At 62.6% G+C, this 9,378-nt stretch carries 8 protein-coding genes and 1 pseudogene; 5 read left to right on the top strand and 4 right to left on the bottom strand.

Translation table 11 applies throughout. The annotated features are described in order from the left end of the window. Nucleotides 1-118 precede the first annotated feature (118 nt). A pseudogene (locus ABTU92_RS21925) lies at nucleotides 119-223 on the top strand (LuxR C-terminal-related transcriptional regulator); the annotation flags it as partial. 190 nt (nucleotides 224-413) lie between these two features. Continuing rightward, on the top strand, nucleotides 414-872 hold the full coding sequence (locus ABTU92_RS21920) for a hypothetical protein (RefSeq protein ID WP_408093750.1): 459 nt from the start codon (nucleotides 414-416) through the stop codon (nucleotides 870-872). Between the two features lie 77 nt (nucleotides 873-949). Here ABTU92_RS21920 and ABTU92_RS21915 read toward each other — a convergent pair whose 3' ends face one another. Further along, nucleotides 950-1,489 carry a hypothetical protein gene (locus ABTU92_RS21915; protein ID WP_408093748.1) on the bottom strand — a complete coding sequence of 180 codons (540 nt, stop codon included), beginning with the start codon at nucleotides 1,487-1,489 and terminating at the stop codon, nucleotides 950-952. A 219-nt stretch (nucleotides 1,490-1,708) separates the two neighbouring features. Here ABTU92_RS21915 and ABTU92_RS21910 point away from each other — a divergent pair, with 219 nt between their 5' ends. Next, entirely contained in the window at nucleotides 1,709-2,467 is a 759-nt protein-coding gene (locus ABTU92_RS21910; RefSeq protein ID WP_408093747.1) for a caspase domain-containing protein, read from the top strand. 260 nt (nucleotides 2,468-2,727) lie between these two features. Here ABTU92_RS21910 and ABTU92_RS21905 read toward each other — a convergent pair whose 3' ends face one another. The 3 genes from ABTU92_RS21905 to ABTU92_RS21895 form a co-directional block, all read right to left on the bottom strand. Continuing rightward, nucleotides 2,728-3,120 (bottom strand): hypothetical protein, encoded by a 393-nt coding sequence (locus tag ABTU92_RS21905; RefSeq protein ID WP_408093746.1) that lies wholly within the window; start codon nucleotides 3,118-3,120, stop codon nucleotides 2,728-2,730. A 386-nt stretch (nucleotides 3,121-3,506) separates the two neighbouring features. Then, a complete protein-coding gene (locus ABTU92_RS21900; RefSeq protein WP_408093745.1) occupies nucleotides 3,507-4,889 on the bottom strand; it encodes a protoglobin domain-containing protein in 1,383 nt (460 codons plus the stop codon). Nucleotides 4,890-5,026: 137 nt separating this feature from the next. Beyond that, nucleotides 5,027-5,254 carry a hypothetical protein gene (locus tag ABTU92_RS21895; protein WP_408093744.1) on the bottom strand — a complete coding sequence of 76 codons (228 nt, stop codon included), beginning with the start codon at nucleotides 5,252-5,254 and terminating at the stop codon, nucleotides 5,027-5,029. Nucleotides 5,255-5,630: 376 nt separating this feature from the next. Between ABTU92_RS21895 and ABTU92_RS21890 the strand changes: the two genes are divergently transcribed. Together ABTU92_RS21890 and ABTU92_RS21885 are read left to right on the top strand one after the other, a co-directional pair. Then, nucleotides 5,631-6,527, top strand: coding sequence for a transporter substrate-binding domain-containing protein (locus ABTU92_RS21890; RefSeq protein WP_408093743.1), 897 nt, complete (start codon nucleotides 5,631-5,633; stop codon nucleotides 6,525-6,527). Next, nucleotides 6,527-8,995 (top strand): putative bifunctional diguanylate cyclase/phosphodiesterase, encoded by a 2,469-nt coding sequence (locus tag ABTU92_RS21885; RefSeq protein ID WP_408093742.1) that lies wholly within the window; start codon nucleotides 6,527-6,529, stop codon nucleotides 8,993-8,995. Before ABTU92_RS21890 ends, ABTU92_RS21885 begins: the two co-directional genes overlap by 1 nt. Nucleotides 8,996-9,378 lie beyond the last annotated feature (383 nt).

Genomic DNA, 9,378 nt, shown 5'->3' with positions numbered 1-9,378 from the left:
TTGTCGTGTCGCCTGACAAGCAGCCGAACGCGGACGCTCCGTCGAGTATGAACCGGGCCCGGACGACAATCGTTCAGGCGTTCTCGGCCCGGTCAGGCGGCCCACGATATCGCGGCAATTGAGCCGGCGCGAATCGCAGGTCCTGGAACTCCGAGGTCAGACTCTATCCATTGCGACGATCGCCAGAGAGCTCGGAATTTCCGCGAACACTGTTCGAGTCTACTTAGCGGCGCTCGGCCGGTCAGGCTTGCTTCCATCGGCAGACCCGAGATCCCGATCCTCTCGAAGCCGTTCTCCGAAAAGATTGATGCCACTCATCCGAGTGCGGCCTTGCCGGAGCTTCCGACCTATGGCGTTCTTTTCTCAGCATTCGAACACGGCCGACCGGGTTTGCAGACGAAGGCGCAGTTGCGATGGAATGGATTCGCAAGGCTGTGAATCGATTGTTCGCGCTCGCCCGCGGTTCCGGGCGCTCCACCGCTGTTCGTCCGGCCGACCCCGACCTACTTCGCCACGTCTCGGGACCCGGCTGGCGATTGCGATCCTCCGAACCGCCGAAGGGGCAGACCGAGGATCCGGACTATGTATTGAAACATGGCGCCGAGATCATCGGTTGTTTGTGGTATGATGAAGAAGCGAGTGATTTTCCCTGGCACGTTTGCAGGTTCGAGCCGAGGGACGGATACGCTGACGTGCGGTCGGCCTTCGAAGAACATCAGGCCTGCCTCGCCCGCGAAGACTATTCTGCCGCCGAGGACGCAACACGAGCGATCGAAGCGCTCGGGCTGACCGTCGTCACGGCCGGCACGTCCGGGCGAGTCGTACCGGCACGAAACCTTCAAATCGCCGGATCGTGGGCATGGTACTGGTGAAGTGCGCTGCGGTGTTGCGCATGAGAGCCATGACCGGTCCTCGCGCCGGACTCGCCCCTCGTCGCATGCCCGCATGGCTACTGAGGCGGCCGCGTATCGCCGTCATCGTTCGGGTGAAACTTGACGATCCGAGACCCGGTCTTACGGAGCGCCTCGAAGGACGCCATGAAAGCCTCTGTCACAGTCTCGGTGGCATGCTCGATCGGCGCCGCGCCGAGCGAAATCAACACGGCGTCGTCGCCGTCGAGTTCGAGACGCCAGGACCCTGTCGAATACTGCGACCGCGCCAGTCGGCGGACCTCGTCCGACAACGCGGCCACTAAGTCCGTCACCCCGGTCGGTGTGAAGCGGCCGACGATGCGGGCGAGCAGACTGTTCTGCACGGATTCCGTCAAGCGACTACCACGCGTCAGTGGAACGGCGTGACCTTCCGCTCCGGTGAACGCGATGGCTGTGAGCGCGCCAGGGACGACCCGGGCGAGGGCCTCGCGGGTTGCGCGCTGCTTCAGACTCGCCGGGATCGTTTTCACCGCCGCGCGGGCAACGAACGGCAAAGTGGAGACGATGGCGTTTTGCGTCGCCTCGACGATTTCGGGACTTGGATCGTAAGAAGACATCGGCGCAGACCTCACGGTTCGATTGGTTGGGGTTCCGATCGCGCGATTGCACCGGCCGATGCGAAATCGGCCCGATTAGGGCTCCGAGGCCCGAAACGCAGCATCGCCGCACGACCTCCTGTCGTCCGTGACCTGCGTCACAGAGGACGGATTTCGGTCCGGCCATCGATGGTGATCAGCTTGGATTCGACCTGCCGCCAAGGATGAAAGGAACGACCGATGGGCCGCCTCGCCGTTGTCCTGCTCGCGATGGGATGGGCCGTCGCATCCGCCACGGCACAGGAGCGGATCGCGCTGACGATCGGCAACTCCGCCTATCGAAGCATGCCGCCCTTGTCGACGCCCGCCCGAGACGCCGAGGCCGTTGGGGCGATGCTGAAAGAGATCGGTTTCGGACGCGTCGACGTCTATCGCGACCTCGGCGCAGGCGAAATGCGCCGCGTGCTGGCCGATCTGGCGAAACGCTGCGCGGGCGCCGAAACGGTCGTGATCTATTACGCAGGGCTCGCCGTCGAGGGTGACGGTTCGAGTTATCTCGTCCCCGTGGACGCCGACTCGACGCGTGACGTCGATCCCCGCGATGCGGCGCTCTCGGTTACGCGTCTTCTCGAGGAGTGCAAGGCTGTCTCGCGACTGCGGGTCGTTCTGCTCGACACGGCTCGCGCCGATCTGCCGGTCGGCATGGCCCAGTCTCGCGACGCGTCTTCGAGAGAGCGGCTGGGTTCGACCGCCGCCGGACCCGGGGGTCCGGATACGTTGATCGCATTCGCGACCGGTCTCGGATCGGCAAGGGTCGAGACGGGCGACCCGAACGGCGCGTTCACGGCCGCATTGCTGACCCACCTTCGCACCCGGGGGCTCGACCTGCGCACCATGTTGGGACGGGTCCGTGACGAGGTGCTGCGGAGAACCAAGTTCCGGCAACAGCCGTTTGTCATCGGAAGGCTCGGGAGCGGCCCGATCTTGCTGGTGCCGTGACTTCGAATCGAACGAGTCTGTCGTCGAATCGCGTGGGCCGATAACCCGCGTTCCTTTCTGTCGAAGACCTTCGCCAACGGGATGGATGGCGCTTCACGCATCTCGTCGGTGTTCGGCTCGAAGGTGAGGCCGCGCACCGCGATCGTCTTGTCGTGCACCGAGCCGCCGAGCGTCGCCGACACCGTGCGGGCCACAGCGCGCTTGCGCGGGTTTTGGACGGCTGGCACCGTCTCGACGATGCGCAGCGACGTGTCCTTGTCCTACGCGGTCTTGATCAGCGCCAGCGTGCCCTTCCGAAAACACGAGCCGTCGTAGCCCGGGCCCCGCATGCAGGAACTTCGAGCCGATCGGTTGTCGAGGCCGATGCTGCGCGCCACCTCCTGCACGTCGCCGCCCACCTGCTCGCACAGATCGGCGGGCGCGTTGATGAAGGTGATCTCGGTGGCCTGGAACGCGTTCGCCGCATACTTGATCAGCTCGGCAGTGCCGCGCGCCGTGAACATCAGCGGTGCCCGGGTGAGATGGCGCTGCCGGTAGAGCTGGTCATCACCTTGCAGGCGCTCGTCCGTGGTGCCGACGATGATGCAATCCAGGTGCTCGAAGTCGCGGACGGCCGCGCCCTCGCACAGGAACTCGGGATTCCGGCCCGGCAAGCGTAGTCGTGAAGTCGAGCCGCTTCTCGCACACGGGCGACGCGAGGAGCGGATCCAGGCCCGGCTCGCAGATCCGCAGATCGGAAATTCGCCCGCCTACAGGGCCTCGATCTTACAGGCGTCCTTGTCGACGCAGGTCACCTCTCGCCCGAAGTGATCGCCTGCAGCCGCGGCTCCGGCATCGTCACCCCACAGCCGGAGTGCCTCCCCGGTCTGCACGTCCTGCCAGAAGACCTTCTCCCCGGCCCGCAGCCTGACTGGCGCGCAAGCGGGCCGAGCTCTCGTGAACGCGCCGCCTCGAGGCCGAGCCCGCCGGACGTTCTTCGAGCACACGCCGACCGCCCCATATGCCACGCACGGGTGGACCTCGCCTCCCGAAAGCCGCCTCAGGCCGCCCTGACCGAGGCGACGAACTGCTCGACCGCGGCGTTGAGCCGATTGCTCTCCATGGCGAGCGACCTTGCCGAGCTCAACACCTGGTCGGCGGCCGATCCAGTTTCCATCGCCCCATGGTTTACATCCGCTATGTTGCTGGCGACGTTCTTTGTGCCTTCGGCAGCGCGAGTGACGTTGACGGCGATCTCCTGCGTGGCGGCCCCCTGCTGCTCCACTGCCGCCGCGATCGCAGCGCTGATCTCGGAAATCCGGCCGATCGTGGCGCCGATCTCCTTGATGGCGGCGACAGAGTCGTGCGTGACCGCCTGCATGGCGGCGATCTGGTTGCCGATGTCACCCGTGGCCTTGGCCGTTTGGGCAGCAAGCGCTTTCACCTCTTGAGCAACGACCGCAAATCCCTTTCCCGCCTCCCCTGCCCTGGCGGCTTCGATCGTGGCGTTGAGCGCGAGCAAGTTCGTTTGTTCGGCTATGGCCGTGATGAGCTTTACGACGTCGCCGATCCGGGTAGCGACCTGCGATAGCTCGTTGATGCGGCCATCCGTCGTCAGGGCTTGCGCGACGGCTTTCTCCGCAATTCGATTGGACTCCTTGACCTGACGCGAAATCTCGGCGATCGAGCCACTCAGCTCCTCCGTCGCCGCTGCCACGGACTGAACGTTTCCGGAGGCTTCCTCCGACGCACCCGCCACCTGTGAGGTGAGATTGGTCGTGTCGCGAGCGGTCTGACTCAGCGCGCCCGCCGTCGCCTGCAGTTCGGTCGAGGCGGACGAGATTGCTTCGACCACGGTATTGAACGATCGGCTCAGGCCGTCGATCTGGTCCTGCTTTGCGGTCAGTCCCGATTGCAGGTAGACCGAGATGGAAAAGTCCATGTCGAGCAGCGCCGCCGCCGTGATCGCCGCAAGAAGTCTCGCCTTGTGCTCACGCCTCGCCAGCGCCTTCTTGCCGAACCTCCCGCTGTCGATCTCTGTCTCGATCGCCTTCTGCAACCCGCTCATTACAAGGCTGTAGGAAGCGATGTACCACTGCGGACTGAGACCAAGGTGATGGTGCGCTCTCCCGATCCGCGTCACCGAGTCGACGTAGGTTTGATCGAACCGTCCCTTCAGGATGACGCCCCAGTGCGCAAGCTGCTTTTCGCGGGCGTGCCTCTGGTGTGCCGTGTCTCGAAACATCCGCGCCATCTCGGGAAATTGACCGATATGGGCGTAGAAACCGTCGAGAATGTCGGGCAGAACCCGCAACACCAATGGCTCGACCTCCCGCAGGCAGGCGCGCACGCCGTCGTCGATCTTGATGAAATCGAGGCGCGTTTGCAGACCTGTTTCGGACATTGCACGAACCCTTTCCGTTTGGGCGGCGAAGGTCTGCACGACCCGCATCGACGCCGACGAGATTCTCCGATGGTGATGCACTCGGTCTAACAAATGCGAAACGTATGACAGGATGGGGCTCGATCTGGATTACGGCCGCGCGCAAATCGTCATGCCGTGCCTACCCGGTCGTGACCTTACGCGGCCAACTCCCGCGAAGCATGCCGCACCTTTTCGGTCGCGTCAGCTGCCGACTGGATCGCCCCGACGATCCTGCTCATGTTCTCGCTGATCGCCTGAACGCCCGTGGCTGCGGTTTGCATGTTGATGGCGATTTCCTTGGTGACCGCGTTCTGCTCCTCGACGGCGGCGGCGATCGTGTCCGAAATCTGGTTGATCCGATCGATCGTTTCGCCAGGAGACAATGACTGCAATTCGTTGACGGTAACTTAATACTTGGCTAACCGTCGATTAATCGTCGTTTTGTTTTCACCGCTTAAGCCCTGTCGGCGCAGCCGTCATTCGGGCGACTTGCGGTCCACCGCGGCGTATCGCCGGGAAGGCGCGAAAACCGAGGAGCAAACGTGACGCGCCAGCAAACGCTTCGACCCCCGCTGTCTTTGACGTCACGGCTACGCCATTCAGGTGATCGCCGTGACGAACGAGGAGCGTTCATTGGACTTCCGACAACTGGCTGACTAACGCTTCAGCAACTGCTTTTGAACTGATTCCGCCTGCGAGTAAGCTTTCGGTATGGCCACGGCTATACAGTCTTTTCTGTAGCGAACGGAGCAGGCGATCATGATGGGCCTGAGGCTGCCTCGCCGCGCGACTTGCACGGCCTTCACGATCCTCGTCTTTACGACGACAGCAATGGCTGCCGACCTCGCGGAGATCAAGGCGCGAGGCGAGATCCGGCATCTCGGCATAAATTACGCGAACTTTGTCACCGGCGACGGCGATGGCTTCGACGTCGAACTCATCCAGGGCTTCGCGCGTCACATCGGTGTTCGATACACGTTGGTCCTCTCCGACTTCTACTCCGTCGTCCGCGACCTCTTGGGTCGTGAGGCTTTTCCCAAAGGCGACGGCGTCGAACTGACCGGCGATTATCCGATTCGCGGCGATCTCATCTCGGCCGGGTTCACGAAGCTGCCGTGGCGAACCGCGGCGCTCCTCTTCTCAGAGCCGACCTTTCCGTCGCAAGTTCTACTGATCGCGCCAGCGGACTCGCCTGTTCGTCCGATCGAGCCGACCGGAGAGCTGAGCGACGACATCCAGCGAACCAAGACGCTCATCGGTCATCGAAGCCTCCTGGTGATGGAACGCACCTGTCTCGATCCGTCGAACTACGGCCTCAAGAACATGGGGATCGATCTGAAGGTCCTCACCACCAGCACCAATCTAAACGAGATGGTGCCCGCCCTGCTCAACGGAGACGCTGATTTCGCCCTACTCGACGTGCCCGATGCGCTGCTCGATCTCCGGAAGTGGGCAGGTCGCTTCAAGGTGATCGGCCCAATATCGGACGAGCAGACTCTCGCGACCGCGTTTCCGCCGGACGCCGGCCTCCTGCGCGAAGAGTTCGACCGATATCTTGCGGCCTTGAAAGCAAACGGCGGCTATGAACAGCTCGTCAAAAAGTATTATCCCGGGATCAAGCGGTTCTTTCCTAGGTTTTTTGCGGCTGTGAACTGATGGAAACGATCGGCCCAATTCGGCTCAATGCCGTAAAGCACTGGCCGTTCGTAATGGCGGGCATTTTTCTCGCTTTGACCCTGCTGATCGTCGGCGAGTTGCACATATCACAGACGAAGCTGCGTCGTGCGAGCGAAGCGAAGCTCGTGGCGGACAGCATCCGACGTCGTGCCGAGCTCGACGACTTCTTCAGGGAGCGTGAAGTCGCGGTCGGGCGAATGGCGTCGAGTCACCCTATCTCTGCCTACCTGGTTAATCGCGCACTCGGGATGTCTCACCAGTACGGTCTTGCCGCCAACCTGGACTATATCGAAACAGAGCTTACCCAGGAACTCATGCAGAGTCGGTTCCGCGGTCGACCGATCTATCGCGATATCGCGTTTCGAGACGAGCATGGCCGCCGCATGGTTTCGGTGGGCCAGGGCCGGCCCTTGGTTCTCGAAAATGTGCCGGTGGATCGGGCAGGTGTCATCGTCGACGGCAGCCGAGATGTGGTTATCGCGTTCGCACCGGTGCTTCACAAAGGGCATTACCGCGGGTCCCTCGTGACCGTCACGGACCTCGATCTGTTGGCTGCTTTCTTGATCGCGGATCCCAGCAAAGCGCCGGAACACCAAGAGTTCCTGTTGGCGGACGGCGGCCGTCGTATCGTGACGCCCGGATGGACGTCGATTCTATCGAGGCGTGATGCCCGTCGTCTGGAAAGGCTTGCGGCAGGCATCCCGACCAGCACGGATGATCTCGGCAATCTCGATCTGGGATCCGGCTTCGTCGCGCTTCGCACTCCGGTTACCTCGCATCCGATCTCGATTCTGACGCTCGTCGGCGAAGCCTACACCTATCGGGAAACCGGGTCCCCATGGCGCGCCTATTACATAGGCGCCCTATCCGTCGCCCTGTTCGTCGCGTTGATCGGATTTGAAAGAATGCGACATCGTGCGCAGCGCCTCCAGACCGATATTGCCGATGGCAATCGTCATCGGCAGCAACTCGAAGCCAGTAACACCGAGCTCCTGGCCGAGATCGCGCGCCGCGAGGCGGTCGAACTCGCCCTCTCGATCAAGAACGAACGGATCAAGCACCTGGCCTTCAACGACCAGCTGACCGGATTGTCGAACCGAGCCGGCTTGGTGGAGAGGGCTCAACGCGTGTTCGGCGTCGAAGCCGCCGACTGGAAGCACGGCATACTTCTGTTTGTCGATCTCGACGATTTCAAGACGTTGAACGATACCCTTGGTCACGCCACCGGCGACCTGCTGCTCAAACAGACGGCCGATCGTCTCGTCGGGTGTGTGGGCGACAGTGACATCGTCGCTCGCTTCGGGGGAGACGAATACATCCTGCTGCTGACCCTGCGTGACGCCGAGACGGTCGCCGAGGCGGCCTCAGTCGCCGCGGGGATCGCGGCAGGAATTGTTGATTCTCTCGGTCGTCCCTACGATCTCCGCGGCTTCGAGTACCGCTGCACGCCGAGCATCGGGGTCGTGTTGTTCGTTCACGGGACGGTCGACCTGGACGAGCTTCTGCGGTACGCAGACCTCGCCATGTACGATGCCAAGTCGGCCGGACGGAACACGTTTCGTTTCTTCGCGCCTGAACTACAGGCCAACCTGGCGGAGCGTGCCGCGCTCGAGGCCGATCTACGCTGCGACGTTCGCGACCAAAACTTCGAACTGCATTTCCAGCCTCAGATCGACAGGCATGGCCACCTGATCGGAGCCGAAGCTTTGATTCGCTGGCCGCACAATCGGCGCGGTTATGTCCCTCCAGTCGATTTCATCGGCGTTGCAGAGAGCACCGGTCTCATTCAGCCTTTAGGGGAGTGGGTCGCCGAAGCGGCCTGTCGGCAGCTCGCCGCGTGGTCCACTCGCCCCGAGCTCGCCGGCCTGACCCTGTCGATCAATGTCAGCGGCGTTCAACTCAGAGGTGATCGGTTCGTCGATCATCTGACCAAGACGCTGGAGCGCCATGGTATCGATCCGGGTCGTCTGAAGCTCGAGCTCACCGAAAGCGTCTTGATCGATCGGCACGTCGAGATATCGGAAAGAATGGAGAGATTGCGTCGCCAGGGGGTGAGGTTCTCGCTCGATGATTTCGGCACCGGATACTCGTCGCTCGCCTATTTGAAACAGCTCCCCATCGAAGAGCTGAAGATCGACCGGAGCTTCGTGCAGGACATCCTCGTCGATGCGAATGATGCAGCCATCGCCAAAACGATCATCGCTCTGGCCAAGACGCTCGGCCTCAAGGTTCTTGCCGAAGGCATCGAGACCGAGATCCAACGTCACGTGCTCGATCTGATGGGGTGCGATCTTTACCAAGGGTATCTCATCGGTCGACCGGTTCCTGCCCGGGCGTTCGAGGACTATGCGGTCGAGATGGCCGACACCCGGCCTATGTCGGATGCGAGCGAGTCGGGGGGGAATGCCTCGGGCTCGGCGATCCACTGCTTTCGGAACGCCGGTTGACCGCGCCGCTGTTGCAGGTCGACGTCTCACGATCCGACATGAGGTCGTCGTCGGGCGATCGACACATCGATGCTGCGACGTCGACGATCTCTTGGTGATCGGAGATCGGCGCCATGTCAGTAGCTCACGGGCCGCTAGTGTTCGCGGCGTTCAGCGCCGGCAATGAATCATCCCGTAGCGTACCCCCGCCCGGGGTCGGATCAAGGCGCGACGGTTCGGTCTCGTCGCAGTGCCGAGGTTTTCCCGTGAAAACGGCCGGAGCGAACGATCATGGGAAAGCCGAAGTGGAGGGAGCCGGTATGCAAAAGACGTTACGGCGTCCACGCGCCCGGATCGACTTAACCGGGGCGGTCGACGCGGCATAGCGTCGACCGCGGCGACCT

Origin of the sequence: Rhodoplanes sp. SY1, assembly GCF_046000175.1 — a bacterium.
Taxonomy (GTDB): domain Bacteria; phylum Pseudomonadota; class Alphaproteobacteria; order Rhizobiales; family Xanthobacteraceae; genus Rhodoplanes.
This window is presented reverse-complemented; position numbering and strand designations above follow the sequence as displayed.

Bases quoted from the DNA above. Each gene is read 5' to 3' on its own strand.
- ABTU92_RS21885 (WP_408093742.1), top strand. From the start codon at position 6,527: ATGGAAACGATCGGCCCAATTCGGCTCAATGCCGTAAAGCACTGGCCG.
- ABTU92_RS21910 (WP_408093747.1), top strand. From the start codon at position 1,709: ATGGGCCGCCTCGCCGTTGTCCTGCTCGCGATGGGATGGGCCGTCGCA.
- ABTU92_RS21890 (WP_408093743.1), top strand. From the start codon at position 5,631: ATGATGGGCCTGAGGCTGCCTCGCCGCGCGACTTGCACGGCCTTCACG.
- ABTU92_RS21920 (WP_408093750.1), top strand. From the start codon at position 414: ATGGAATGGATTCGCAAGGCTGTGAATCGATTGTTCGCGCTCGCCCGC.
- ABTU92_RS21915 (WP_408093748.1), bottom strand. From the start codon at position 1,489: ATGTCTTCTTACGATCCAAGTCCCGAAATCGTCGAGGCGACGCAAAAC.